The sequence below is a fragment of the Pseudomonas sp. TE3644 genome, from assembly GCF_056278815.1.
In genome coordinates this window covers 6411749-6437831 of the sequence record NZ_JBWBQF010000001.1, presented here as the reverse complement: position 1 = coordinate 6437831, position 26083 = coordinate 6411749, and the positions used below count along the sequence as shown (strand labels likewise).

Here is a 26083-nt window from a genome sequence, read left to right as displayed (position 1 = left end):
GATGGCCGCCGACTGCTGCGGCCATCGCCTTTCCCGACCAGTCAGAAAACCGGTTGGGCGTATTGCCGTGAGGTGCCCTCCACGCGTGGGGTAGCTTGCAGAATCATCTGTGCTGCCTTTTCGGCAATCATCAGGGTAGGTGTGCAGGTGTTGCCCGAGACAATGTCCGGCATGATCGAGGCATCCACTACCCGCAGGCCGTCGATGCCGTGTACACGCAAGGTGGCGTCGACCACGTCCTGCGGCCCATTGCCCATGCGGCACGTGCCCACGGGATGAAATATAGTCGTCCCTATCGCGCTTGCTGCTTCGTGTAGCTGGGCTTCGGTCTCCATCGCCGCGCCTGGCAGGTATTCAGACGGTTTGAAGATGCGCAGGGCAGGGGCGTCGACGATGCGCCGGGTGAGGCGAATGGCCTGGGCGGCAACGCGCAGGTCCTCCGGGTCGCTGAGGTAGTTGGGGTCGATAATCGGCGCGTCATCGGGATTGGCCGAGCGGATATCCACACGCCCGCGGCTTTTGGGGCGCAAGTTGCACACAGAGGCGGTGAACGCCGGGAAAGCGTGCAAGGGCTCGCCGAAGCGGTCCAGGGACAAAGGCTGCACGTGGTATTCGAGGTTGGCGCTGGGCTGCTCTGGGTCTGACTTGATGAAGGCACCCAACTGGCTGGGCGCCATGGCCAGCGGGCCGCTGCGGTCGTACAGGTAGCGCAGGCCCATGCCCAGCTTGCCCCACAGGCTGTTCGCCACCTGGTTGAGGGTGCGGGTGTTGTTGACCTTGTAGATAAGCCGCAGCTGCAAGTGATCCTGCAGGTTGCCGCCCACACCGGGCAGTTCGTGCTTCACGGTTATCCCCAGGCGTTCGAGCAAGGGGCGGGGGCCGATACCGGAACGTTGCAGGATGCCAGGCGAGCCGATCGCGCCAGCGCTGAGCAGAATCTCGCGACGGGCTGTGTATAACTGCACCTGGCCCTCGCAGCGTGCATTGATGGTGGTTGCACGGCCGTTATCCACAGTCAGCTTATCGACCTGCACGCCGGTCAGGATCGTCAGGTTGGGGCGCTTGAGGACGGGGCGCAGAAATGCCTTGGCCGAATTCCAACGGATGCCGGCACGCTGGTTGACCTGAAAATATCCACAGCCCTGGTTATCCCCGGTGTTGAAGTCGTCCACGCTTTCCACACCGCATTGCGCGGCGGCGCTGCGGAAGGCATCGAGGATGGGCCAGCGGTAGCGCTGCAGTTCCACCCGCCACTCACCTTTTCCGCCGTGGGCAAGGGAGTCTCCGCCATGGTGGTTTTCACTCTGGCGAAACAGCGGCAGCACATCCTTCCAGCCCCAGCCGGCATTGCCTTGCGCAGCCCAGCCGTCGTAATCGGCCGCCTGGCCACGCATATAGATCATGCCATTGATGGAGGAGCAGCCACCCAGCACCTTGCCCCGTGGATAACTCAAGGCGCGGCCCTTCAGCCCGGGCTGCGCCTCGGTCTTGAAGCACCAATCGGTGCGCGGGTTACCAATGCAGAACAGGTAGCCAACGGGGATGTGAATCCAGGGGTAATTGTCTTGCCCGCCCGCTTCCAGCAGCAGGACCGAGACCGTTGGGTCGGCAGAAAGACGATTGGCCAGCAGGCAACCTGCTGGGCCGGCACCGACGATGACGTAGTCATAGGTGCTGGTGGCTGATGGCATGGGGATCCTCGCGCCTGTTTTTATTGTTGTCTTCCCTCATGGTATTGATTAGCTTCGAGATGAAAACACGCGTTTTCACCCACCCGCTGTGCGTTTTTGAACAAGGACCGACCATGTTCGACTGGAACGACCTGCGCTTTTTCCTCGAACTGCACCGCAGCGGCCGGCTGCTGACGGCCGCCAAACGCCTCAACACCACCCACAGCACCGTCGCCCGGCACATCGAATCCATCGAGCACAGCCTGGGCAATGCGCTGTTCGTGCAGCACGCTCAGGGCTACGAACTGACACCTGCCGGCCAGGCGCTGCTCAAGCACGCCGAAGCCATGGAGAACGTCGCGCTGCTGGCCCAGGAAGAGATGACCCAGCCAATGATGCCTCTTGGCAAGATCCGCCTGGGCGTGACCGAGGGCATCGGCATCATGTTCCTGACGCCACGGCTGGGCGGCCTGTTCGAGCGCTACCCCGGGCTGGAAGTGGAACTGGTGGCAGTGCCGCGCTTCGTCAGCATCCTCAACCGCGAGGCGGAGATCAGCATCCACCTGGACCGGCCTGCGGCCGACCTGTTGATAACTCGCAAACTCACCGACTATCGCCTGGCCCTGTACGCCAGCCCCGCTTACCTCACGCGCGCGCCTGCACTGAACAGCCGGGAAGACCTGGCGGCCCATGACTGGATCGGCTATGTGGATGATTTGCTGTTCAGCCAGGAATTGCTATTTCTCAACAGCTTCTGCCGCGCCCCCAACGTGGTATTCCGCAGCACCAGCGTGATCGCCCAGCAACAGGCGGCGAGGGCGGGGCTGGGTATCGCGGTGTTGCCCATGTACATGGCGGCCGATGATCCGCAGTTGGTGCGGGTGGTCCCCGGGGAAACCATCCAGCGCAGCTACTGGATGAGTACCCGGCGCGAGCTGCACAAGTCTGTGCGGCTGAGGGTGGTGTGGGACTACCTGTTGCAGGTGTGCGCGGCCGAGCAAGATCAACTGCTCGACCACGCCTGAACCTTATTGGAATACGCGGTAGACGCCCAGCGAGAACGACAGTAGCCCCAGCCCCAGCAAAACGATACCCGGCGCGCAGTCAAGCAGGCGACGCAGGCGGCGGTAGCGGTCCAGACGGCGGGACAGCAGGCTGTAAGCGATCAGGATCGAGATATCGATAGCCGCCCAGATCAGGATCAGCGCCGCTGCCTGCACCGTGAACGGCTCGGTGGGCGAGATGAACCCCGGCAGGAAGGCTAGGAAGAATAGGATGTCCTTGGGGTTTGATAATCCGACACCCATGGTTTTCCAAAAGCCATAGCCGTTGCCGCCGGTTTGCAGCGATTTGCCGGTGCTCTCGTTTAAGCCACTGCGGCCCAACCAGGCGAGGTAGCAACCACCCAGAATCTGGCCCCAGTTGAGCACAGAGGCGTTCAGATGGGCCGTTGTGTCGATCGCAATCAATGCGCACACCAGCAGGATTTGCGCAGATACCACCCCACCCGCAATGACTCTGCCCGGCCAGCCACGCCGGGCATCCGCGATGACCATCGCCACGATAGGGCCAGGTGACGCGATCAAAAACAGAACCGCTGTAGCGAAGGACAGGTATCTAGCGCTCATGATCATCCGTGATGTTGTTTAGTTGTTGATGTGGAGAGGAGCGTCATGACTGACGCCATGGCTTCTGTGAACGCATTGCTTTTGCCATCCGATAAACCTTGTCCCGCCCCTTATGCCGAGTCCATCTCAGATTTTCCACCAATAACCTTTCATCAGCATTGAGCCGTAGATACCCCGGCTTATCACCATAATGGGCATCCCCAACTTGGCCCCCTACGTCCGGGATTAAGACATCTTGTAACTGGCGTAGCAGAAAAGCCTGAAGCGCAGGGTTGATGAATTCCTCTGGGGGCTGCGAGCCGCCTAGGTTTTCGAGCAGCGCGATAATGGATTTGACCTGCATGGTGGCAGAAGGGGAAAGTCTCGGTTCTATATGCATAGTTCTGCTTCCTTATGGACGGAGGTTCCGGCTGCTGCTCCAACCGTTGGAAGGCCATGAGTATTGGCCTCCACCCAAGATTTGAAAAACGGATAAAGTGCAGGGGTTGCATGAGTAGGAATCATGGTTAAGGACAGCGGTAATGACCTCACGGCTTCCCCCCTTGTATGCCTTGCGAGCATTTGAAGTCGCAGCACGCTATGGATCATTCACCGTAGCCGCACACACACTGTGCATAACCCAAAGCGCTGTCAGCCGGCACGTTAAAAGCCTGGAGGACCACTTAGGCTGCGCGCTGTTTGAGCGCAAAGGACCAAAGCTTTCTTTGACAGATACCGGTCGCCGATTGGCGCAGGAACTGGAGGTCAGCTTCACTGCCATCGAGTCTGCTTGCGCAACTGCGCGCCGCCCCCGAGGGACATTGCGAATAAAGACGCCTCCGACCATTACCATGCGGTGGCTGATGAGGGTGCTCGAAACATTTCAGGCTACCAGTGGTGCTGACCGAGTTCAGTTGACCAGCGCCTGGATGGACGTAGACACTGTGGACTTCCGCAACGAGCCCTTCGACTGCGCCGTCCTGTTGAGCAATGGCGACTTCCCTAAGGACTGGAGTTTCATCAAGTTGTTTGATGAATGGCTGGTGCCCGTGTGTGCGCCTTCGGTTCAGGGCAAGAAGCCGTGGAGCATCGAGCATCTTGCCATGGCCGAACTGATCCATCCCTCACGCGACTGCCGCGACTGGCGCCGGTGGCTGGAGCGGCAAGGGGAGGGCGATGCGGTGGACTGGAACGAAGGCAAGCGCTTCGACACCCTGGAGCTGGGCATGACTGCGGCGGCTGGAGGGCATGGGGTTTCCATCGGCGACCTGGCCTTGGTCGGGCCGCAACTCAAAGATGGCTCTCTGGTGCTACCGATCCGCACGGCGGTCAAGACGGGCGACAGTTATTACCTGATCTGGTCGCAACGTAACCCGGAGCATTACCTCCTGGATGGAGTGCGGGATTTCCTGCTGAAGAATGTGCCGGTGATGGATACCCGGAATATCCAGATGCTGGAGTGACCGTAGCCGCTGCCGCAGGCTGCGCTGGCCCTCTCATTCGCTAGAGATCTCCAGGGTACATCAGGGCCAGCGCAGCCTGCGGCAGCGGCTACACCTCAGGCCGACTTCGAGACTAAGGTCGATTTTTCTTCTCAGTGGCCTGCAACTGCTTGATGCTGCTGCCGGGCGTCGGCAGGTCCTCCGGCATGGTCCCCCTAGTTCCAACGCGATAACTTGATATCGCGAACCTCACGCTGCGCCCCCGACCCGATAGAGACCAATACGAGGATGTCCTCGAAATGGTCTTCAACATCTTGACCGCTGTTGCTGCAAGCATCGCTCGAACGACTGATGTTGATCCTTCATGCGCCTGATCCTCAGTGAGCTGATGGACTCCAGTGAGCGCTATCGCTCTGGTAGAAGATACCGATTCTAAAATAAAAAACCCCGGCGCCAGGGCCGGGGTTTCTGTCATTGAGCGATTATGGGATCGCCCATTTGTGACATTTGATGTGCCTTCGATCCTGTATCAGAAATCCAGGTTCGACACCGCCAACGCGTTGTTCTCAATGAACTCACGACGCGGCTCTACAGCATCACCCATCAGGGTGTTGAAGATCTGGTCAGCAGCGATCGCGTCTTCAATGGTGACTTTCAGCATGCGGCGCACTGTCGGGTCCATGGTGGTTTCCCACAGCTGGTCCGGGTTCATCTCACCCAACCCTTTGTAGCGCTGGATGGTGTGGCGCTTGGTGCTTTCGGTCATCAGCCACTCGAGCGCTTCCTTGAACTCGACCACTGGCTTCTTGCGTTCGCCACGTTGTACGTACGCGCCGTCGTCCAGCAAGGTCGCCAATTGCGCGCCCAGTGCGGTGACGGTGCGGTAGTCGTTGCTGCCGAAGAAGTCGCGGTTGAAGGTGATGTAGCTGGCCAGACCGTGCGAGGTGATCTCCACTTCCGGCAGCCACACATTACGCTCGCGGTCTTCACGCAGGCTGGCCTTGTAGACCAGGCCCGACTTCTCGCTGGTGCGCAGACGCGCGTCGAACTTGGCCAGCCAGGCTTGCATGCCAGCGTGGTCCGACAGGTCGTCCAGCGACACCGCCGGCAGGTACACGAAGTGCTCGGTGAGCTCTTGCGGGTACAGGCGCGACAGACGCTTGAGGGTCTTCATCACCATGCGGAAATCGTTGACCAGACGCTCCAGCGCCTCGCCCGAAATGCCCGGTGCCGAGTCGTTCAGGTGCAGGCTGGCGTCTTCCAGGGCCGACTGGGTCATGTATTCTTCCATGGCCTCGTCGTCCTTGATGTACTGCTCCTGCTTGCCCTTCTTCACTTTGTACAGCGGCGGCTGGGCGATGTAGATGTAGCCGCGCTCGATCAGCTCAGGTAACTGACGGAAGAAGAACGTCAACAGCAGCGTACGGATGTGCGAACCGTCGACGTCAGCATCGGTCATGATGATGATGTTGTGATAACGCAGCTTGTCGATGTTGTACTCTTCGCGACCGATACCGCAGCCCAGTGCAGTGATCAGCGTGCCCACTTCCTGGGACGAGATCATCTTGTCGAAACGAGCTTTCTCGACGTTGAGGATCTTGCCCTTCAGCGGCAGGATCGCCTGGGTGCGACGGTTGCGCCCTTGCTTGGCCGAGCCACCTGCGGAGTCACCCTCCACCAGGTACAGTTCGGAAAGGGCAGGGTCCTTCTCCTGGCAGTCCGCCAATTTGCCTGGCAGGCCGGCGATGTCCAGCGCACCTTTGCGGCGGGTCATCTCACGGGCCTTGCGCGCTGCTTCACGGGCACGGGCAGCGTCGATCATCTTGCCGACCACGGCCTTGGCTTCGTTCGGGTTTTCCAGCAGGAAGTCGGAGAAGTACTTGCCCATCTCCTGCTCGACCGCGGTTTTCACTTCGGACGAAACCAGCTTGTCCTTGGTCTGCGAGCTGAACTTTGGATCAGGCACCTTCACCGAGATGATCGCGGTCAAACCTTCACGGGCGTCGTCGCCGGTGGTGGCTACCTTGTTCTTCTTGGCCAGGCCTTCCTGTTCGATGTAGTTGTTCAGGTTACGCGTCAGCGCCGAACGGAAGCCCACCAGGTGGGTACCGCCGTCACGCTGGGGAATGTTGTTGGTGAAGCACAACAGGTTCTCGTTGAAGCTGTCGTTCCACTGCAGGGCGATTTCCACGCCCACACCGTCATCACGCTGCACATTGAAGTGGAACACTTCGTTGACTGGCGTCTTGTTGGTGTTCAGGTATTCAACGAACGCCCGCAGACCGCCTTCGTATTTGAAGGTCTCGTCTTTGCCCGAACGCTCATCCTTCAGGTAGATGCCTACGCCGGAGTTCAGGAACGACAGTTCGCGAATTCGCTTGGCCAGGATGTCCCAGCTGAAGTGGATGTTCTTGAAGGTTTCAGCTGAAGGCTTGAAGTGGATCTGGGTACCCGTGGTTTCGCTGTCGCCAACGATTTTCATCGGTGCCTGTGGAACACCGTGCACGTAGGTCTGTTCCCAGATTTTGCCGCTACGGCGAACGGTCAGCACCAGGGTCTCGGACAGGGCGTTAACCACGGAAACACCTACACCGTGCAGACCGCCAGAAACCTTGTACGAGTTATCGTCGAACTTACCGCCGGCGTGCAGCACGGTCATGATGACCTCGGCTGCCGAAACGCCTTCTTCTTTGTGCACATCAACCGGAATTCCGCGACCGTTGTCGCGGACGGTGATGGATTCGTCAGGATGGATAATGACGGTGATGTCGTCGCAGTGGCCGGCCAAGGCTTCGTCGATCGAGTTGTCGACGACCTCGAACACCATGTGGTGCAGACCGCTACCATCATCGGTGTCGCCAATGTACATACCGGGACGTTTGCGTACGGCATCCAGCCCTTTCAGCACTTTAATGCTGGAGGAATCGTACGTTTGATTTTCGCTCATGCCTTCACTCCCGATGGTCGTGGGTCTGGGTGATACGGCCCTGTTCCACGTGGAACAAAGCGACTGGCGTTTCCGTCTGCCAGCCTTCCCTCAATAATTCGTGGTCTACACAGGTGATGAACACCTGGCAGCGTAATTCTTCTAGCAAGCGGCAAAGTGCGCGGCGGTGTTGCTCGTCGAGTTCTGACGGCAAGTCGTCCACAAGATAAATACATTGACCGCGTCGTGCCTGGCTGACCAGGTGCCCCTGGGCAATACGCAAGGCACACACCACCAGCTTTTGCTGGCCACGGGAAAGGATATCCGCAGCGTTGTGGGCACCCAATCGCAACCGCAGGTCAGCGCGTTGCGGTCCAGCCTGGGTATGGCCCATCTGCTGGTCACGTAGCAGGGAAGCGCTGAGCACCTCGGAGAGGTCCCGCTCCTTGTCCCAACCGCGATAGTAACTGAGGGTCAAACCTTCCAGCTCGACGAGCTCACTGAGGGTCTGCTCAAACACCGGCTTCAACGCCTTGATATAGGCCCGACGGTACTCATCAATTTCAGCACTGGCCAGGCATAACTCCCGGTCCCATGCAGCTTGCGAAGCAGCGTCAAGTGTACCACGCCGAAGCCACGAGTTTCGCTGCTTCAAGGCCTTCTGCAGGCGCTGCCAGGTGGCCATGAAGCGCGGTTCCACGTGGAACACACCCCAATCAAGAAACTGCCGGCGGATTTTCGGAGCCCCTTCCAGCAGGCGAAAACTGTCCGGGTTGATCAGCTGCAGTGGCAGAATTTCTGCCAGTTGCGCTGCGCTGCGGGCATTCTGCCCGTCGATCCGGATGGTGAAATCACCTTGCCGCTCCCGCGACACACCCAGCGCGGCATGGCCGCCTTCGTTCAATTCGACCTGGCCGAACACCGTGCAAGCACCTTGCTCGTACTGGATGACCGGCAACAGGCGAGTGCTGCGGAACGAACGCGCCAGCCCCAACAGGTGGATAGCTTCCAGCACGCTGGTCTTTCCACTGCCATTGGTTCCGTACAGGATGTTGATGCGGGGGGAGGGGGAGAAGGTCACCGGGTGCAGGTTACGCACCGCGGTGACAGAGACACGACTGAGGGACATCTAGAGTCTGCTGGGCAAGTTACAGGCGCATCGGCATAACGACATAGGCGGAATCGTCGTTATCGGATTCTTGCACCAGGGCGCTGCTGTTGGAGTCAGACAGAATCAGGCGAACCTGTTCAGTGGTCATCACACCCAGTACGTCCAGCAGGTAGCTGACGTTGAAGCCGATTTCCAGCGAACCACCGTTGTAGTCCACGCCCACTTCTTCTTCCGCTTCTTCCTGCTCAGGGTTGTTGGCCTGAATCTTCAATTGGCCAGCGGCCAGTTGCAGACGGATACCGCGATACTTTTCGTTGGACAGGATCGCGGTGCGGCTGAACGCTTCACGCAGTGCCTGGCGGTCACCCAGTACCAGCTTGTCGCCACCTTTGGGCAGCACGCGCTCGTAGTCGGGGAACTTGCCGTCGACCAGCTTGGAGGTGAAGGTGAACTCGCCGGTGGTAGCACGGATGTGGTGCTGGCCCAGGACGATGCTCACGGTGCCATCCGGTTCGGTCAGCAAGCGCGCCAGCTCCAGGATACCTTTACGCGGCACGATCACCTGATGACGACCGTCATGGGTGATGTCGGCTTTCATCGAGCACATGGCCAGACGGTGACCGTCGGTAGCCACGGCGCGCATCAGGCCGTTGGACACTTCCAGCAGCATGCCGTTGAGGTAGTAACGCACGTCCTGCTGGGCCATGGCGAAGCTGGTGCGCTCGATCAGACGGCGCAGGCGGCTTTGCTCAAGGCTGCACGTCAGCGAACCCGGGCCTTCTTCAACGGTCGGGAAGTCGTTGGCTGGCAGGGTCGACAGCGTGAAACGGCTGCGACCGGCCTTGACCACCAGCTTCTGCTCATCGACCTTGATGTCGATGAGCGCGTCGTTTGGCAGGCTTTTGCAGATATCCATCAGCTTGCGCGCAGGCACGGTGATTTCGCCCTGCTCGGCAGGCTCTTCAAGTTGCACGCGACCGACCAGCTCGACCTCAAGGTCGGTACCGGTCAGCGACAGTTGCTGGCCTTCGACAACCAGCAGCACGTTGGACAATACCGGCAAGGTCTGGCGGCGCTCGACGACGCCCGCGACCAGTTGCAGGGGTTTCAACAGGGCTTCGCGTTGAATGGTGAAATGCATGGTCTAGTCCCTTGCCTTAATAAGCTGCGCTGACGTTCATCAAGTAGTCAGCGTCCGCAGCAGGTTCTTGTAGTCCTCGCGGATATCCGCGTCGGATTCCTTGAGTTCGTTGATCTTGCGGCAAGCGTGCAGCACCGTGGTGTGGTCGCGGCCGCCGAACACATCGCCGATTTCCGGCAGGCTGTGGTTGGTCAGTTCCTTGGACAAGGCCATGGCCACCTGACGTGGGCGGGCCACCGAACGCGAGCGGCGCTTGGACAGCAGATCGGAAATCTTGATCTTGTAGTACTCGGCCACCGTACGCTGGATGTTATCCACACTGACCAGTTTATCCTGCAGCGCCAGCAAGTCCTTGAGCGATTCGCGAATCAGCTCGATGGTGATGTCACGCCCCATGAAGTGCGAGTGGGCGATGACACGCTTGAGCGCACCTTCCAGCTCACGCACGTTGGAACGGATGCGCTGGGCGATGAAGAACGCCGCGTCATGCGGCAGCTCTACCTTCGCCTGGTCTGCCTTCTTCATCAGAATGGCGACGCGGGTTTCCAGTTCCGGCGGCTCGACGGCTACGGTCAAGCCCCAGCCAAAGCGCGACTTGAGACGTTCTTCCAGGCCTTCGATTTCCTTCGGGTAACGGTCGCTGGTGAGGATCACCTGCTGGCCGCCTTCGAGCAGGGCGTTGAAGGTATGGAAGAACTCTTCCTGGGAACGCTCCTTGCGGGCGAAAAACTGAATGTCATCGATGAGCAACGCATCCACCGAACGGTAGAAGCGCTTGAACTCGTTGATCGCGTTCAGCTGCAAAGCCTTGACCATGTCGGCGACGAAACGCTCGGAGTGCAGGTACACAACCTTGGCATTGGGGTTCTTCTTGAGCAGGTGGTTACCCACAGCGTGCATCAAGTGAGTCTTACCCAGGCCAACGCCACCATAAAGGAAGAGTGGGTTGTAGCCATGCTTGGGGTTGTCGGCCACCTGCCAGGCCGCCGCGCGGGCGAGCTGGTTGGATTTACCTTCGACGAAGTTTTCGAAGGTGAACGTCCGGTTCAGGTAGCTGGTGTGCTTGAGCGCACCTTCGACCTGCACATTGCGTTGTTCGGTGCGCGCCGGCGCCTGCTGGGAGGCAGCACCTGCCATGGAGTCGAAGCTGTCACGCGAAGGTTCTTCGCTGGCCTCGACCACGGCGGAGGTAGCTGCAACGGGTTCAGGTGCAGGAGCAGCCACAGGTGTCGGCTGCTGCTGGGCGGCTTGGGACGCGGCAACGGCGGCCGCCAGTGGCGCATTGGGTGCGGCACGTGGCGCCGAGCTGCGACGGCTACCTATTAATAAGGAAAGAGCAGGCGCGATTCCGCTGCCGTGCTCGGCCAACAGTTCAAGCAGGCGACCCAGGTACTTTTCATTGACCCAGTCCAGCACAAAGCGATTGGGCGCATACACACGCAACTCGTCGCCTTCGGCTTCGACCTGTAGCGGACGGATCCAGGTGTTGAATTGCTGGGCAGGCAGTTCATCGCGCAGAAGCTCCACGCACTGCTGCCAAAGTTCCACTGACACGGATATCCCCTGAGTTGAAAGCCGGAGAGGCAAAAAACGATCCCCATTGTACCGATGCCGAGCACACTTATCCACATGCAGGGGTGTGCAGATAAAGGCGAATCAGCACCTTACGTAGAAAAAAATACCTGAGGGGTCTGTGAATAAACTCTGTGGATAACCGCCATTGAGCACTCTGCACAACTGGGGGTCGAAATCTGTGCATAACTGCCCTGTGCATAAGTAGCCATTTCATGCACAGCTTTTCCGAGGGCTTGGCACAGCCGCAGCACCGTTTCTCGACAGGGTTACCGATCGCTGTACATCACGTAAACAAAGGGCTGCAAGTGGTTATCCACAGAAGGGTGCCTGCCTAAGATCTATAAGTTCTACAGAAAAGCTTTAAATAAGGTCCTTCTCTATTTCTATATTTTCCGCAGGTTTGTCCGGTCAGACCAACGGTCATGCCCATGCAAAGGAAAAGCTGGTTGGAAATTGACCTGAGGGCTTGCTTTCACTAGAATCGCCGGTCTCTTAAAACGGGGACCATTCCGGCCCGTTGTGGACGAACCAGGTAACACGCCATGAAACGTACTTTCCAACCCAGCACCATCAAACGCGCCCGCACCCACGGCTTCCGTGCTCGCATGGCCACCAAAAACGGCCGTGCCGTTCTGTCGCGTCGCCGTGCCAAAGGCCGTGCGCGCCTGGCAGTTTGATCACTCGGCACTGGGGGTGAGTCAGGACTACAGTCGGGAAAAGCGTCTTCTGACAGCCCGACACTTCAAAGCGGTCTTTGACTCCCCAACCGGCAAGGTTCCAGGGAAAAACCTGCTGCTCCTTGCGCGCGAAAACGAGCTGGATCACCCTCGTCTGGGGTTAGTGATCGGCAAAAAGAGCGTCAAGCTCTCCGTTCAGCGCAACCGACTCAAACGCTTGATGCGTGACTCGTTCCGTCTGCACCAGGACATCCTGGTTGGCTGGGACATTGTCATCGTCGCGCGTAAAGGTTTGGGTGACGTAGAAAACCCGGAACTGCATCAGCATTTTGGCAAGCTCTGGAAACGACTCGCTCGTAGTCGGCCTCCAGTGGAAAAGACCGAATCTGAAGGGGTAGACAGTCAAAATGCGTAAACTGGCCATCGTTCCGATCCAGTTTTACCGCTATGCCATCAGCCCCCTGATGGGCAATCACTGTCGTTTTTACCCCAGTTGTTCCTGCTACGCGCTGGAAGCCATCGAAATCCATGGCCTTCTACGCGGCAGCTGGCTGACCCTCCGTCGTCTGGGTCGCTGCCATCCCTGGCACGCCGGTGGTCTTGACCCGGTTCCGCCAGCCCCATCTCCCCGTAATTCTTCGATAGCCGAGTAATCATGGATATTAAACGCACGATCCTGATCGCCGCACTGGCAGTCGTGTCCTACTCCATGGTCCTGCAATGGAACAAGGACTATGGCCAGGCTGCCTTGCCGACTCAGAATGTTGCTACCAACACTGGCGCATCGGATTTGCCCGAAGCCCCGCTGGGTAACAATGCTCAAGCGAGTGCCGACGTACCCAGCGCACCTTCTGCCAACGCTCCTGCGCCAACCCTGGCCCCGGATGCCGGCAGCAAGAACCTGATTCGAATCAAGACCGATGTTCTGGATCTGGCTATCGATCCAAATGGGGGCGACGTCGCCCAGTTGACTCTGCCGGAATACCCGCGCCGCCAGGATCGTCCTGACGTGCCATTCCAGCTGTTCGACAACGGCGGCGAGCGCACTTACCTGGCACAAAGTGGCCTGGTAGGCACCGACGGCCCGGACTCGCGTTCCACCGGTCGCCCGCTGTACAGCTCGGAACAGAAGAGCTACCAGCTGGCCGACGGTCAGAACCAACTGGTCGTTGACCTGAAGTTTTCGTCCAATGGCGTCAACTACATCAAGCGTTTCAGCCTCGACCGTGGCGAATATGACGTCAAGGTCAGCTACCTGATCGACAACCAGGGCACCACGCCTTGGTCGGGCAACCTGTTCGCGCAATTGAAGCGTGACAACAGCTCCGATCCTTCGTCCAGCACCGCCACCGGTACCGCCACTTACCTGGGCGCCGCCCTGGGTACGCCGGCCGAGCCCTACAAAAAGATATCGATGAAAGATATCGACAAGGGCAACCTGAAAGAAACCGTTCAGGGTGGTTGGGTAGCCTGGCTGCAGCACTACTTCGTCACGGCGTGGATTCCGAACCATTCGGACAACAACGCCATGTCGACCCGCAAGGACAGTGCCGGCAACTACATCATCGGCTTCACTGGCCCAACCCTGACCGCCGCACCTGGCGCCAAGGTTGAAACCAGCGCCGTGCTGTACGCAGGTCCAAAAGTTCAGGACAAGCTCAAAGAGCTGGCCCCGGGCCTGGAACTGACCGTCGACTACGGCATTCTGTGGTTCATCGCCCAGCCGATCTTCTGGCTGCTGAAACATATCCACATGCTGCTGGGCAACTGGGGCTTCTCGATCATCGTGCTGACCCTGATGATCAAGCTGCTGTTCTTCCCGCTGTCGGCTGCCAGCTACCGTTCGATGGCGCGCATGCGTGCCGTTGCTCCGCGCCTGGCCCAGCTGAAGGAACAGTTCGGCGATGATCGTCAGAAACTGTCGCAAGCGATGATGGAGCTGTACAAGAAAGAGAAGATCAACCCGCTGGGTGGCTGTCTGCCGATTGTCGTGCAGATGCCGGTCTTCCTGTCGCTGTACTGGGTACTGCTGGAAAGCGTCGAGATGCGTCAGGCACCTTGGCTGCTGTGGATCACCGACCTGTCGATCAAGGACCCGTTCTTCATCCTGCCGATCATCATGGGTGCCACCATGTTCATCCAGCAGCGTCTGAACCCGACGCCGCCGGATCCGATGCAGGCCAAGGTGATGAAGCTGATGCCGATCGTGTTCACCTTCTTCTTCCTGTGGTTCCCAGCAGGTCTGGTGATGTACTGGGTGACCAACAACACCCTGTCGATCCTGCAACAGTGGTACATCACTCGTGGTATCGAGGCGAAAAGCAAGAAAGCTGCCGCCTGAACAGGTTGATCATCTAACCTGTGGATAAACGCCCCATTCGTGGGGCGTTTTGCTATCTGTCGATTTATTGAGGCCCGCATCATGAACAGTCCCCGTGAAACCATTGCCGCCATTGCCACCGCCCAGGGCCGCGGCGGGGTGGGTATCGTGCGTATTTCCGGGCCATTGGCCGGGGCCGCCGCGCAAGCCATTGCCGGGCGCCAGCTGACCCCGCGCCACGCCCACTACGGGCCGATGCGCACGGCCGACGGCGATGTGATCGACGAGGGCCTGGCCCTGTATTTCCCGGGGCCCAACTCGTTCACCGGGGAAGATGTGCTGGAACTGCAGGGTCACGGTGGCCCAGTGGTGCTGGACATGCTGCTGCAGCGTTGCCTGGAGTTGGGTTGCCGCCTGGCACGGCCGGGTGAGTTCAGCGAGCGGGCGTTTCTCAACGACAAGCTTGACCTGGCTCAGGCCGAGGCGATCGCCGACCTGATCGAGGCCAGCTCCGCACAGGCGGCACGCAATGCCGTGCGCTCGCTGCAGGGTGCTTTTTCCCGTCGTGTGGATAACCTCACGGAGAAATTGATCGCCCTGCGCATCTATGTGGAGGCGGCCATCGACTTTCCCGAGGAAGAAATCGACTTCCTCGCCGATGGCCATGTGCTGAGCATGCTCGACGACGTGCGGGAAAACTTGTCCACAGTCATGCGCGAAGCCGGCCAGGGCGCCTTGCTGCGCGACGGCATGACCGTGGTTATCGCCGGCCGGCCGAACGCCGGCAAGTCCAGCCTGCTCAACCTGCTGGCGGGCCGCGAGGCCGCGATTGTCACCGACATCGCCGGCACCACGCGGGATATCCTGCGCGAACATATCCACATCGATGGCATGCCGCTGCACGTGGTGGACACTGCGGGCCTGCGCGACACTGACGACCAGGTGGAAAAGATTGGTGTGGAGCGGGCGCTGAAGGCCATCGGCGAGGCCGATCGGGTGCTGCTGGTGGTCGATGCGTCGGCACCGGAAGCCAATGATCCCTTCGCTCTGTGGCCGGAATTCCTCGAAGCACGCCCGGAGATGGCCAAGGTCACGCTGATTCGCAACAAGGCTGACCTTACCGGCGAGCCTGTGGATATGATCACCAGCGCCGATGGCCACGTGACCATCAGCCTCAGCGCCAAGGATGAAGGGCAGGGCCTGGACCTGCTGCGCGAGCACTTGAAGGCCTGCATGGGTTATGAACAGACCGCCGAAAGCAGCTTCAGCGCCCGCCGCCGCCACCTGGATGCCCTGCGCCATGCCAGCCAGGCGCTGGAACATGGCCGCGAGCAGCTGACCCTGGCCGGCGCCGGCGAACTGCTGGCCGAAGACCTGCGGCAAGCCCAGCACTCCCTGGGGGAAATCACCGGTGCATTCAGCTCCGATGATTTGCTGGGCCGGATCTTCTCGAGTTTTTGTATCGGGAAATGACCGTCAGGCCGCTGTGGATAAACTGAATCGCAGCACCGTACCGGTGGGTTGGCCTTGGGCAATGTGGATATCACTGCCATGCAGCTGCAACATGCGCTGCACGATGATCAGGCCCAACCCGCCACTCTCCGGCGATGCTCGGCGCAAGGCCGAGGCACGGGTGAACAAGCCGGCATGCAATTCCGGCGCTATGCCCTTGCCCGTGTCGATCACGGCTACCTGAACATTCCCCTCCACTGGCTCCAGGCGCACGATGATCCGGGTGCCGGGCGGGTTGTGGCGGATGGCGTTATCCAGCAGGTTGGTCAACACCCGTTCGATCATGCCCAGGTCAGCGTTCACGCTAGGCACCGCCTGGGGCATGTTCACCTCCAGCTGTTGTTGGCGGGCTTCTGCGGCCAATTCAAACTTCTGCAACACATCCTGCACCAGATCGGGCAGGGCGAAGGTTTCTGCCTGTGGATGAACCAGGCCCGACTCCAGCCGCGCCAGCTCGAACAGCTCCTGCGCCAGCCGGCCCACCTTGCGGCTCTGCCCCAGCGCCACATCCAGATAGTGGCGGCGTTCCTCGGCGCTCAGGCTCTCGTCTTTGATACGCAATGTTTCCAGATAGCCGTGCAGGGAGGTCAAGGGGGTGCGCAGGTCATGGGAAATGTTGGCCACCAAGTCGCGGCGCTGCTGGTCCTGGCGGGTCAGCTCCTGCCATTGTTCGGCGATGCGCTGGCCCATTTGTGAGAATGCCGCGCTCAGTACGCCGATTTCATCGCCTTTATCCACAGGCTGCAGAGGCAAAGCGGCCGCTTTATGGCCATTGGCGTCGAACTCGCGCACTTTTTGCGTCAGTGCTTTTAGCGGGCGGGTGATCAAACGGAAGGCGATCAAGCCCATGATCAGGCTCAAAACAACCATGAAGCACATTATCCACAGGGCGACCCGCAGGGTTGAGTCACGGGACAACGCCGCTGACAGCTGATCATGCGCTTCGCCCTGCAACACCACGTAGACATAGCCGCCGTCACGGCCGCCCACTTGAACCGGCGCGGCGCTGAATACTTTATCCACATCCAGGTTGCGCGGGTCTTGCCCCAATACAGGCAGCGGGGCGCCGCCCAAAAACTTATGCACAGGGCGTAAATCCACCGCCTGGCGCTTGAGATTGTTGTCGGGGGCACCGTTGCCGACGATCCTGCCGTCCCTGGAGAGCAAGTACAGCTCTACCGAGGGGTTGACCGCCATCAGCTTGTCGAACAGGTCGTGCACGGCTTCCGGGCGCCAGCCGCTGGCATCCATCAGTTGCGCGGTGCCGGCGATATGCGCCGCCAAGCCGCTGGACAGGCGCTGCACCACCTCTTGCTCATGACGGGTGCTGGCGCTGATCTGCAGCCACATGGCCACGCCGCTGCAGGCCAGCAGCAGGGCGGCGAATACCAACGATAGGCGCTGGCCCAGGGACAGGAATTTCAAGAGGCAGTCTCCGCGCTCACCGGGGTGGCGGCGAACTTGTAACCACGGCCCCACACCGTGAGGATGCGCCGCGGTGCGGCGGGGTCTTCCTCGATCTTGGTGCGCAGGCGATTGATGTGGGTGTTGACGGTGTGTTCATACCCATCATGTTGATAACCCCACACCTCGTTGAGCAGGTCCATGCGCGAAAACACCTGGTCGGGGTGGCGAGCAAAGAAGTACAGCAGGTCGAATTCGCGCGGCGTCAGCCCCAGCGCCTTGCCATCCAGGCTGGACTCCCTGGCTACGGGGTCTATCGCCAACCCATGAGTTATCAACAGGCCGGATTCCAGGCGGGCATTGCGCGCCATGGCGTCGGTACGTCGTAGCAGGGCCCGTACCCGCGCCACCAGTTCCAACATGGAGAACGGCTTGGCCAGATAGTCATCGGCGCCCAGTTCCAGGCCCAGGATGCGGTGCATCTCGCTGGAGCGTGCGCTGGTGATGATGATGGGCGTATAGCGAGCCATGGCACGGGCGCGCTTGCAGATCTCCAGGCCATCGATGCCGGGCAGCATCAGGTCCAGCACCAGCGCGTCCCACTGGCCTTCCTCGAGCATGCGCACGCCCAGGTTGCCGTCGTCGGCGTGTTCTACCACGTACCCCTCATCGCGCAGATGCAGGCGCAGCAAATCGGCGATGTGTGCGTCGTCTTCGACGATCAGTACGCGTTTAGGCCTTTCCATGCAGTTATCCCCAGGCAGCTGATAGCTCATTGTGGCGAAAAATTGGCCAGGGAGTTATCACATTTAATTTAACTCTGTGTGAGGACTTGGCGACCAGGCGGCCCGAACAATGGGCCCAACAACGCTGATACCCGGAGCCTGCAATGGCCAGCACAGCAACCCTTGAGAAGACCGCCAGCCACCCTGGCTGGCTGCGCCTGACCCATTGGCTCAACGCCGTGGCGGTGCTGATCATGGTGACCAGCGGATGGCGCATCTTCAACGCATCCCCGCTGTTCGGCTTCAGTTTCCCCTCGCAATTGACCTTGGGTGGCTGGCTGGGTGGCGCCCTTCAGTGGCATTTCGCGGGTATGTGGCTGCTGTTCGTGAACGGTGTGCTGTACCTGATGCTCAACATCGCCACTGGCCGGTTATTCACACGCTTCTTCCCGCTGTCGCCGCGCGGGGTGCTGCAGGATTTATCCACAGCGCTGCGCGGCAAGCTCGCCCATGACGACCTCAGCCACTACAACCAGGTGCAGCGGCTGGCGTATCTGTTCGCCATTGTGGATATCGCCCTGTTGATAATTTCTGGCCTGGTGCTGTGGAAGTCCGTTCAGTTCGGCCTGCTGCGCGAATTGCTGGGTGGTTACGAAACCGCGCGCCGCGTGCATTTCTTTGCCATGGCGCTGTTGGTGGGCTTTGTAGCGGTGCATCTGGTGATGGTCGCACTGGTGCCGCGCACGCTGCGGCTGATGATTACCGGCAAAGGGGGCAAGTCGTCATGATTGTGGATAAATCGCCTATCAGCAGTGATGCCAATGAGATCATCACTGAAAGCCGACGCCTGCTGGCGCCGCGCATCCACGACACCACGCGCCGAAACTTCCTGCTCAAGGGTTTGACCCTTGGGGGCATCTCCATGCTCAGCGGGTGCAGCTTGAGTGACAGCCAAAGCGTTGAAACCGCGCTGGCGAGCATCTCCCGTTTCAATGACCGGGTTCAGGGCTGGCTGTTCGACCCCAAGGCGCTGGCGCCGGTGTACAACGAGGCCATGATCACACGGCCGTTCCCGTTCAATGCTTTCTACGGGGAGGACGATGCGCCCAGCGTCGAAGCCGCCACCTATCGCCTGGAGATCAGTGGCCTGGTGGCCGACAAGCGCAGCTGGCGCCTGGAAGAGCTGCGCGCCATGGCGCAGACCGATCAGATCACCCGGCACATCTGTGTTGAAGGCTGGAGTGCCATCGGCCGCTGGGGTGGGGTGCGTTTCAGCGATTTCCTGCAGCGCATCGGCGCTGATACCAGCGCCCGCTTCGTGGGCTTCAAATGCGCCGATGACTATTACACCAGCATCGACATGGCCACCGCCCTGCATCCCCAGACCCTGCTGGCGCTGACCTATGACGGCCAGACCCTCCCACGCCAGTACGGCTTCCCGATGAAGCTGCGCATGCCTATCAAGCTTGGCTACAAGAACCCCAAGCATATCCAGGCCATTTACATCACCAACACCTACCCCGGTGGGTATTGGGAGGACCAGGGCTACAACTGGTTCGGCGGTAGCTGAAAACCTTATCCACAGCGCCGCCTGCGCGGTGCTTTTATCCCACGATCCAAGGAGCACTACCATGAAAAAACTATCCACAGTCGTATTGTCGATGTGCCTGGCCCTTGGCACGGCTGGCGCCTATGCAGCCGACACCACGAGCAGCGGCTCGATGAGTAACGACAGCATGTCCAACGGCTCCATGTCCAAGGACATGATGAAGAAAGACACCACCACGAAGAAAGACGCCATGACCAAGGACAGCATGAAAAAGGATGCGATGAAGAAAGACAGCATGTCCAAGGACGGGATGAGCAAGGATTCAATGAGCAAGGATCAGTGATCTGAAGGGGCGCCAGCAGGTTATCCACATGCCTGCGGGTGCCCCGCCTTTGGAGGCTGTAATGAAAGCGATTTTCCGCAGTGTGCTGGCCGCCGCCATCTTGTCCACAGCCGCTTGTGCCCAGGCAGCTGAGAATGCGGTTGTGATTGACCCACCCAAGCTCGACGAGAGCAGTAAAACTATCCACAGCGAGACAGCCGTGTTCGCCGGTGGCTGCTTCTGGGGCGTGCAGGGCGTGTTCGAGCATGTGAAGGGGGTTACCCAGGCGGTGTCCGGCTATGCCGGTGGCTTGGCACGTACGGCGCACTACGAGGAGGTAGGCTCGGGTGACACGGGGCATGCTGAATCGGTGCAGGTGACGTACGACCCTACGCAAATCAGCTACGGACAGTTGCTGCAGATCTACTTCTCGGTTGCCCATGACCCGACCGAGCTGAACCGCCAGGGCCCTGACAGCGGTACCCAATACCGCTCTACCGTCTTTGTGGCCAATACCGAGCAGCGTGAAGTGGCGCAGGCGTATATCGCCCAGCTGAATGATTCCCACGTGTTTACCAAGCCGCTGGCCACCACTGTGGAAAACCTCAACGGCTTCTTTCCTGCCGAGGCTTATCACCAGGACTACCTGGTACAGAACCCCCATAGCCTCTACATCATGATCAACGATCAACCCAAGATCGCCAACCTGGCGAAGCTGTTCGCCAAGCGTTATCGCGAAGACCCCGTACTGGTCAGCAATTGACCTGGTCGACCTGTAGCAGCTGCCGAAGGCTGCGTCTGGGAGCACGCGGTATTCCTGATTAACCACTGCGCCTGTGACGCGGCCTAACGGCCGCTGCTACGGGTGTTCTCGTGACTGAAAACTTTTCAACAACCCCAAAATAAGCCCTGTGGAAAACCCTGCCTCAGCTCTGGTGATAAGCATGCCTCAAAGCTGGAGATAAATCCGCCTGTGGGTAACTGGCACTTTCATCCACAGGTTTAAACCGCTTATCCAAGGGGCTCCTGTGCACATGACCACAGGGTTCAACTTCTCTGTACAGTACGTAGATAAAGGCCTGTAGAACGTTATCCACAGAAAGGTGGCTGCATAGAAATAAACATAAAAACAAAGCTTTAATAAATTTCTCTCTCTATTTTTATTTCTGCGCCGTGGTTCAAACCGAGCACAGCCATTCATCCACAGCTGGTTAAATTTTGTGCAAAAGGTTCCTATAGAGGGGGGTAAGTCCCTATACTGGTGAGCTATCCCAATTACCCATCAATGAACAGGCACGAGGTGCGTGGTGGATTTCCCTTCCCGTTTTGAAGTGATCGTCATCGGCGGCGGCCATGCCGGAACCGAGGCTGCGCTTGCGTCAGCACGCATGGGCGCAAAAACCCTGCTGTTGACACATAACGTGGAAACCCTCGGGCAGATGAGCTGCAACCCTGCGATCGGTGGCATCGGTAAAAGCCATTTGGTCAAAGAGATCGATGCGCTCGGCGGCGCCATGGCGCTGGCCACCGATAAAGGTGGTATCCAGTTCCGCGTGTTGAACAACCGCAAGGGCCCGGCCGTGCGTGCCACCCGGGCACAGGCCGACCGCATCCTGTACAAGGCTGCCGTACGCGAAATTCTCGAGAACCAGCCCAACCTGTGGATATTCCAGCAGTCGTGCGATGACCTGATCGTCGAGCAGGACCAGGTACGCGGCGTGGTCACTCAGATGGGTCTGCGTTTCTTCGCCGACTCCGTGGTGTTGACCGCCGGGACCTTCCTGGCCGGACTTATCCACATTGGTCTGGAAAATTACTCCGGCGGCCGGGCAGGGGATCCACCCTCCACGGCGCTGGCACGCCGACTGCGTGAGTTCCCGCTGCGCGTGGGCCGTCTAAAGACCGGTACGCCGCCGCGTATTGATGGCCGCTCGGTGGATTTCTCGGTGATGACCGAGCAACCGGGTGACACGCCAATCCCGGTGATGTCGTTCATGGGCTCCAAGGAGCTGCACCCACGTCAGGTCAGCTGCTGGATTACCCACACCAACGCGCGCACCCACGAAATCATCGCTGCCAACCTTGATCGCTCGCCCATGTACTCGGGTGTCATCGAAGGTGTTGGCCCGCGTTACTGCCCGTCGATCGAAGACAAGATCCATCGCTTTGCCGACAAGGAAAGCCATCAGGTGTTCATCGAGCCGGAAGGCCTGACCACCCATGAGCTGTACCCGAACGGCATTTCGACTTCGCTGCCCTTCGATGTGCAATTGCAGATCGTGCGTTCGATCCGCGGCATGGAAAACGCCCACATCGTTCGCCCTGGCTACGCCATCGAGTACGACTACTTCGACCCTCGCGACCTGAAGTACAGCCTGGAGACCAAGGTCATCGCCGGCCTGTTCTTCGCTGGCCAGATCAACGGCACCACCGGCTACGAAGAAGCCGGTGCGCAAGGTTTGCTGGCCGGTACCAACGCGGCATTGCGTGCACAGGGCCGTGATGCCTGGTGCCCGCGTCGCGACGAGGCGTACATCGGCGTGCTGGTTGACGACCTGATTACCCTGGGGACCCAGGAGCCGTACCGCATGTTTACCTCGCGCGCCGAATACCGGCTGATCCTGCGCGAAGACAACGCCGACCTGCGCCTGACCGAGAAAGGTCGCGAGCTGGGTCTGGTCGATGACGCCCGCTGGGCGGCCTTCTGCGCCAAGCGCGAAGCCATCGAGCTGGAAGAACAACGCCTGAAAAGCACCTGGGTGCGCCCGGGCACCGAGCGTGGCGATGCCATTGCCGAGAAATTCGGCACCCCGCTGGGCCACGAATACAACCTGATGAGCCTGCTGACCCGTCCGGAAATCGACTACAACGGCTTGATCGAGGTCACCGGCGAAGGCGCCGTGGACCCAACCGTCGCCGAGCAGGTCGAGATCAAGGCCAAGTACGCCGGCTACATCGACCGTCAACAAGACGAGATCGCCCGTCTGCGCGCCAGCGAAAACACCAAGCTGCCTGTGGATATCGACTACGCTGCGATTTCCGGCCTGTCGAAGGAAATCCAGGGCAAGCTGGGGATAACTCGCCCCGAAACCCTGGGCCAGGCCTCGCGTATCCCGGGCGTGACCCCGGCAGCGATTTCGCTGTTGATGATTCATTTGAAAAAACGCGGCGCAGGCCGTGAGTTGGAGCAAAGCGCTTGAGTTCTATGGTTACCCCCCAACACTCGCAGGAACTGGCCCAAGGGGCCCGGGAGCTGGGCGTCGAACTGAGCCAGGCCCAGCATGATCAACTGCTGGCCTACCTGGCCCTGTTGATAAAGTGGAACAAGGCCTACAACCTGACTGCCGTGCGTGACCCCGACGAAATGGTCTCGCGCCACCTGCTCGACAGCCTCAGCGTGATCGCGCACATCGGTGAAGGCGAGCGCTGGCTGGACGTGGGTAGCGGCGGCGGCATGCCGGGTATTCCGTTGGCTATCCTGTTTCCGGGCAAGCAGATCACCTGCCTGGACAGCAACGGCAAGAAGACGCGTTTCATCACCCAGGTCAAACTGGAGCTGAAACTGGACAACCTGCACGTTATCCACAGCCGGGTCGAGGCGTTTCAACCAGCACTGCCGTTCAACGGGATCATCTCCCGTGCGTTCAGCAGCCTGGAGGACTTCAGCAACTGGACACGGCACCTGGGTGACACGAATACACGCTGGTTGGCAATGAAAGGGCTGCATCCTGCCGATGAGCTGGTAGCATTGCCGGCAGATTTTCACCTCGAAAGCGCACAGGCCTTGACCGTACCGGGTTGCCAAGGCCAACGTCATCTGCTGATACTGCGCCGCACGGCATGATTGGGAACACACGCAAGAATGGCTAAGGTATTCGCGATAGCGAACCAGAAAGGTGGTGTGGGCAAGACCACCACCTGCATTAACCTCGCAGCATCGCTGGTCGCGACCAAGCGCCGCGTGCTGCTGATCGACCTCGATCCACAGGGCAACGCCACCATGGGTAGCGGTGTGGACAAGCACGGCCTGGAAAACTCGGTCTATGACCTGTTGATCGGCGAGTGCGATCTGAACCAGGCCATGCACTTCTCCGAGCACGGCGGCTACCAGCTGTTGCCGGCCAACCGTGACCTGACGGCGGCCGAAGTGGTGCTGCTGGAAATGCAGATGAAGGAAGCTCGTCTGCGCACGGCCCTGGCGCCGATCCGCGAAAGCTACGATTACATTCTGATCGACTGCCCGCCGTCGCTGTCGATGCTGACCCTCAACGCCCTGGTGGCGTCCGATGGGGTGATCATCCCCATGCAGTGCGAGTACTTCGCCCTGGAAGGTCTGAGCGACCTTGTGGATAACATCAAGCGCATTGCCGAGCTGCTGAACCCGGAACTGAAGATCGAAGGCCTGCTGCGGACCATGTATGACCCGCGCCTGAGCCTGATCAACGATGTATCCGCGCAGCTCAAGGAACACTTTGGCGACCAGCTGTACGACACCGTGATCCCGCGCAACATCCGCCTGGCCGAGGCCCCAAGCTTCGGCATGCCGGCGCTTGCTTACGACAAGAACTCGCGTGGCGCCCTGGCCTACCTGGCCCTGGCGGGCGAGATGGTTCGTCGCCAGCGCCGCAACACTCGCGCTGAAAAAGCTTAAGGAATCCACATGGCCGTGAAGAAACGAGGTCTCGGACGTGGACTGGATGCCCTGCTCAGCGGGCCTACCGTCAGCGCGCTGGAAGAACAGGCCGTACAGGCCGACCAGCGAGAATTGCAGCACCTGCCCCTGGACGTGATCCAGCGCGGCAAATACCAGCCCCGTCGGGACATGGACCCGCAGGCGCTGGAAGAACTCGCCCACTCGATCAAGAGCCAGGGCGTGATGCAGCCGATCGTGGTGCGTCCGATCGGCAACAACCGCTTCGAGATCATCGCCGGTGAACGCCGCTGGCGTGCCAGCCAGCAGGCCGGCATGGACACCATCCCGGCCATGGTCCGCGATGTGCCCGACGAAGCCGCCATCGCCATGGCGCTGATCGAGAACATCCAGCGCGAAGACCTGAACCCGGTCGAGGAAGCCATTGCGCTTCAGCGCCTGCAGCAGGAATTCCAGCTGACCCAGCAACAGGTCGCCGATGCAGTGGGCAAGTCGCGGGTGTCCGTGGCCAACCTGCTGCGCCTGATCTCGCTGCCGGAAGTGATCAAGACCATGCTGTCCCACGGCGACCTGGAGATGGGCCACGCCCGCGCTCTGCTCGGTCTGCCGGACGAACAACAGGTTGAAGGGGCGCGACATGTTGTCGCACGTGGTCTGACCGTGCGCCAAACCGAAGCACTGGTCCGCCAGTGGCTCAGCGGCAAGCCTGAGCCGGTGGAACAGAGCAAGCCTGATCCGGACATTACCCGTCTGGAGCAGCGCCTGGCAGAGCGTCTGGGCTCTGATGTGCAGATCCGTCACGGGCAGAAGGGCAAGGGTCAGTTGGTGATCCGCTACAACTCCCTGGATGAGCTCCAAGGTGTGCTCGCTCACATTCGCTGAAACAATCCTTCTGTAGCGCGCAGTCGGAAATCACTACCTGACAGTTGAATAGGGGCTGAACCGCCCCTATACTCTGCGCGCATTTTGTCGGCACAAATTATGCCAAGTCATTGATTTTGGCGAGCCGACTCACGAGGAGCAATTGTGATGGAAACCCGCACGCCAAACCGCCTGCCCTTCCATCGCTTGGCGGTATTTCCGGTATTGCTGGCTCAATGTGTCGTGTTTCTGTTGGCAGCCTTGGCGTTGTGGCAGTGGCGCGGGGCAGTCACTGGATATTCAGGCCTCCTTGGAGGGCTGATTGCCTGGTTGCCGAATTTGTACTTTGCTCACAAGGCTTTCCGGTTTACCGGAGCCCGAGCCGCGCAAGCCATCGTCCGGTCGTTCTACGCTGGCGAGGCAGGCAAATTGATTCTGACGGCAGTGCTGTTCGCGCTGACGTTCGCAGGTGTGAAACCATTGGCGCCGTTGGCAGTATTCGGTGTCTTCGTGCTGACTCAGCTGGTCAGCTGGTTCGCACCCCTGTTGATGAAAACAAGACTTTCGAGACCTTAGGGCGTTTGAGGCAA

At 59.8% G+C, this 26083-nt stretch carries 25 protein-coding genes; 16 read left to right on the top strand and 9 right to left on the bottom strand.

Annotation, left to right across the window (positions count from 1 at the left end):
• Nucleotides 1-41 precede the first annotated feature (41 nt).
• Nucleotides 42-1691, bottom strand: a complete 1650-nt coding sequence (locus tag ACZ9GA_RS28620) for a GMC family oxidoreductase (RefSeq protein WP_457359020.1) — start codon at nt 1689-1691, stop codon at nt 42-44.
• A 113-nt stretch (nt 1692-1804) separates the two neighbouring features.
• Between ACZ9GA_RS28620 and ACZ9GA_RS28615 the strand changes: the two genes are divergently transcribed.
• Nucleotides 1805-2695 carry a LysR family transcriptional regulator gene (locus ACZ9GA_RS28615; protein WP_457359022.1) on the top strand — a complete coding sequence of 297 codons (891 nt, stop codon included), beginning with the start codon at nt 1805-1807 and terminating at the stop codon, nt 2693-2695.
• Between the two features lie 3 nt (nt 2696-2698).
• Here the strand turns inward: ACZ9GA_RS28615 and ACZ9GA_RS28610 are convergent, their stop codons facing one another.
• A complete protein-coding gene (locus ACZ9GA_RS28610; RefSeq protein WP_457359023.1) occupies nt 2699-3298 on the bottom strand; it encodes a LysE family translocator in 600 nt (199 codons plus the stop codon).
• A gap of 43 nt (nt 3299-3341) precedes the next feature.
• Entirely contained in the window at nt 3342-3677 is a 336-nt protein-coding gene (locus ACZ9GA_RS28605) for a hypothetical protein (protein ID WP_457359025.1), read from the bottom strand.
• A gap of 142 nt (nt 3678-3819) precedes the next feature.
• Between ACZ9GA_RS28605 and ACZ9GA_RS28600 the strand changes: the two genes are divergently transcribed.
• Nucleotides 3820-4740, top strand: a complete 921-nt coding sequence (locus tag ACZ9GA_RS28600; protein WP_457359027.1) for a LysR substrate-binding domain-containing protein — start codon at nt 3820-3822, stop codon at nt 4738-4740.
• 508 nt (nt 4741-5248) lie between these two features.
• Here the strand turns inward: ACZ9GA_RS28600 and gyrB are convergent.
• Genes gyrB through dnaA form a run of 4 tightly spaced genes read right to left on the bottom strand, consistent with a single transcriptional unit; the run spans nt 5249 to nt 11451 of the window.
• On the bottom strand, nt 5249-7666 hold the full coding sequence (gene gyrB / locus ACZ9GA_RS28595) for a DNA topoisomerase (ATP-hydrolyzing) subunit B (RefSeq protein ID WP_457359029.1): 2418 nt from the start codon (nt 7664-7666) through the stop codon (nt 5249-5251).
• Nucleotides 7667-7670: 4 nt separating this feature from the next.
• Nucleotides 7671-8774, bottom strand: coding sequence for a DNA replication/repair protein RecF (gene recF, locus ACZ9GA_RS28590; RefSeq protein ID WP_457359031.1), 1104 nt, complete (start codon nt 8772-8774; stop codon nt 7671-7673).
• Nucleotides 8775-8793: 19 nt separating this feature from the next.
• Nucleotides 8794-9897, bottom strand: a complete 1104-nt coding sequence (dnaN, locus tag ACZ9GA_RS28585) for a DNA polymerase III subunit beta (protein WP_027980937.1) — start codon at nt 9895-9897, stop codon at nt 8794-8796.
• Nucleotides 9898-9936: 39 nt separating this feature from the next.
• Entirely contained in the window at nt 9937-11451 is a 1515-nt protein-coding gene (gene dnaA / locus ACZ9GA_RS28580) for a chromosomal replication initiator protein DnaA (RefSeq protein ID WP_457359033.1), read from the bottom strand.
• A 563-nt stretch (nt 11452-12014) separates the two neighbouring features.
• On the opposite strand from dnaA, the gene rpmH reads away from it, so the two are divergent.
• From rpmH to mnmE, 5 genes are all read left to right on the top strand, one after another.
• Nucleotides 12015-12149, top strand: a complete 135-nt coding sequence (gene rpmH / locus ACZ9GA_RS28575) for a 50S ribosomal protein L34 (protein ID WP_003213577.1) — start codon at nt 12015-12017, stop codon at nt 12147-12149.
• 16 nt (nt 12150-12165) lie between these two features.
• A complete protein-coding gene (rnpA, locus tag ACZ9GA_RS28570; RefSeq protein ID WP_457363629.1) occupies nt 12166-12564 on the top strand; it encodes a ribonuclease P protein component in 399 nt (132 codons plus the stop codon).
• Entirely contained in the window at nt 12557-12802 is a 246-nt protein-coding gene (yidD, locus tag ACZ9GA_RS28565; protein ID WP_416421657.1) for a membrane protein insertion efficiency factor YidD, read from the top strand. Before rnpA ends, yidD begins: the two co-directional genes overlap by 8 nt.
• A 2-nt stretch (nt 12803-12804) precedes the next feature.
• On the top strand, nt 12805-14490 hold the full coding sequence (yidC, locus tag ACZ9GA_RS28560; RefSeq protein ID WP_457359035.1) for a membrane protein insertase YidC: 1686 nt from the start codon (nt 12805-12807) through the stop codon (nt 14488-14490).
• Nucleotides 14491-14571: 81 nt separating this feature from the next.
• Nucleotides 14572-15942 carry a tRNA uridine-5-carboxymethylaminomethyl(34) synthesis GTPase MnmE gene (mnmE, locus tag ACZ9GA_RS28555; RefSeq protein ID WP_457359037.1) on the top strand — a complete coding sequence of 457 codons (1371 nt, stop codon included), beginning with the start codon at nt 14572-14574 and terminating at the stop codon, nt 15940-15942.
• A 3-nt stretch (nt 15943-15945) separates the two neighbouring features.
• On the opposite strand, the gene ACZ9GA_RS28550 is transcribed toward mnmE, so the two are convergent.
• Together ACZ9GA_RS28550 and ACZ9GA_RS28545 are read right to left on the bottom strand one after the other, a co-directional pair.
• On the bottom strand, nt 15946-17406 hold the full coding sequence (locus ACZ9GA_RS28550) for a sensor histidine kinase (RefSeq protein WP_457359039.1): 1461 nt from the start codon (nt 17404-17406) through the stop codon (nt 15946-15948).
• The gene (locus ACZ9GA_RS28545; RefSeq protein ID WP_457359041.1) at nt 17403-18131 is read right to left on the bottom strand and encodes a response regulator transcription factor; all 729 of its coding nucleotides are present in this window, start codon (nt 18129-18131) and stop codon (nt 17403-17405) included. Before ACZ9GA_RS28545 ends, ACZ9GA_RS28550 begins: the two co-directional genes overlap by 4 nt.
• Before the next feature lie 143 nt (nt 18132-18274).
• Here ACZ9GA_RS28545 and ACZ9GA_RS28540 point away from each other — a divergent pair, with 143 nt between their 5' ends.
• The 9 genes from ACZ9GA_RS28540 (at nt 18275) to ACZ9GA_RS28500 (ending at nt 26069) form a co-directional block, all read left to right on the top strand.
• On the top strand, nt 18275-18898 hold the full coding sequence (locus ACZ9GA_RS28540; RefSeq protein ID WP_457359043.1) for a cytochrome b/b6 domain-containing protein: 624 nt from the start codon (nt 18275-18277) through the stop codon (nt 18896-18898).
• On the top strand, nt 18895-19680 hold the full coding sequence (locus ACZ9GA_RS28535; protein WP_457359045.1) for a molybdopterin-dependent oxidoreductase: 786 nt from the start codon (nt 18895-18897) through the stop codon (nt 19678-19680). Before ACZ9GA_RS28540 ends, ACZ9GA_RS28535 begins: the two co-directional genes overlap by 4 nt.
• 61 nt (nt 19681-19741) lie before the next feature.
• Nucleotides 19742-20002, top strand: a complete 261-nt coding sequence (locus ACZ9GA_RS28530) for a pentapeptide MXKDX repeat protein (RefSeq protein ID WP_457359047.1) — start codon at nt 19742-19744, stop codon at nt 20000-20002.
• 61 nt (nt 20003-20063) lie between these two features.
• Nucleotides 20064-20744 carry a peptide-methionine (S)-S-oxide reductase MsrA gene (gene msrA, locus ACZ9GA_RS28525; protein ID WP_457359049.1) on the top strand — a complete coding sequence of 227 codons (681 nt, stop codon included), beginning with the start codon at nt 20064-20066 and terminating at the stop codon, nt 20742-20744.
• 544 nt (nt 20745-21288) lie between these two features.
• Nucleotides 21289-23181 carry a tRNA uridine-5-carboxymethylaminomethyl(34) synthesis enzyme MnmG gene (gene mnmG, locus ACZ9GA_RS28520; protein WP_457359051.1) on the top strand — a complete coding sequence of 631 codons (1893 nt, stop codon included), beginning with the start codon at nt 21289-21291 and terminating at the stop codon, nt 23179-23181.
• 5 nt (nt 23182-23186) lie between these two features.
• Nucleotides 23187-23825 carry a 16S rRNA (guanine(527)-N(7))-methyltransferase RsmG gene (gene rsmG / locus ACZ9GA_RS28515; protein ID WP_476227310.1) on the top strand — a complete coding sequence of 213 codons (639 nt, stop codon included), beginning with the start codon at nt 23187-23189 and terminating at the stop codon, nt 23823-23825.
• Between the two features lie 18 nt (nt 23826-23843).
• Nucleotides 23844-24632 (top strand): ParA family protein, encoded by a 789-nt coding sequence (locus tag ACZ9GA_RS28510; RefSeq protein WP_027980925.1) that lies wholly within the window; start codon nt 23844-23846, stop codon nt 24630-24632.
• A gap of 9 nt (nt 24633-24641) precedes the next feature.
• Nucleotides 24642-25514, top strand: a complete 873-nt coding sequence (locus ACZ9GA_RS28505; protein ID WP_027980924.1) for a ParB/RepB/Spo0J family partition protein — start codon at nt 24642-24644, stop codon at nt 25512-25514.
• Between the two features lie 147 nt (nt 25515-25661).
• Entirely contained in the window at nt 25662-26069 is a 408-nt protein-coding gene (locus ACZ9GA_RS28500) for a F0F1 ATP synthase subunit I (protein ID WP_027980923.1), read from the top strand.
• Nucleotides 26070-26083 lie beyond the last annotated feature (14 nt).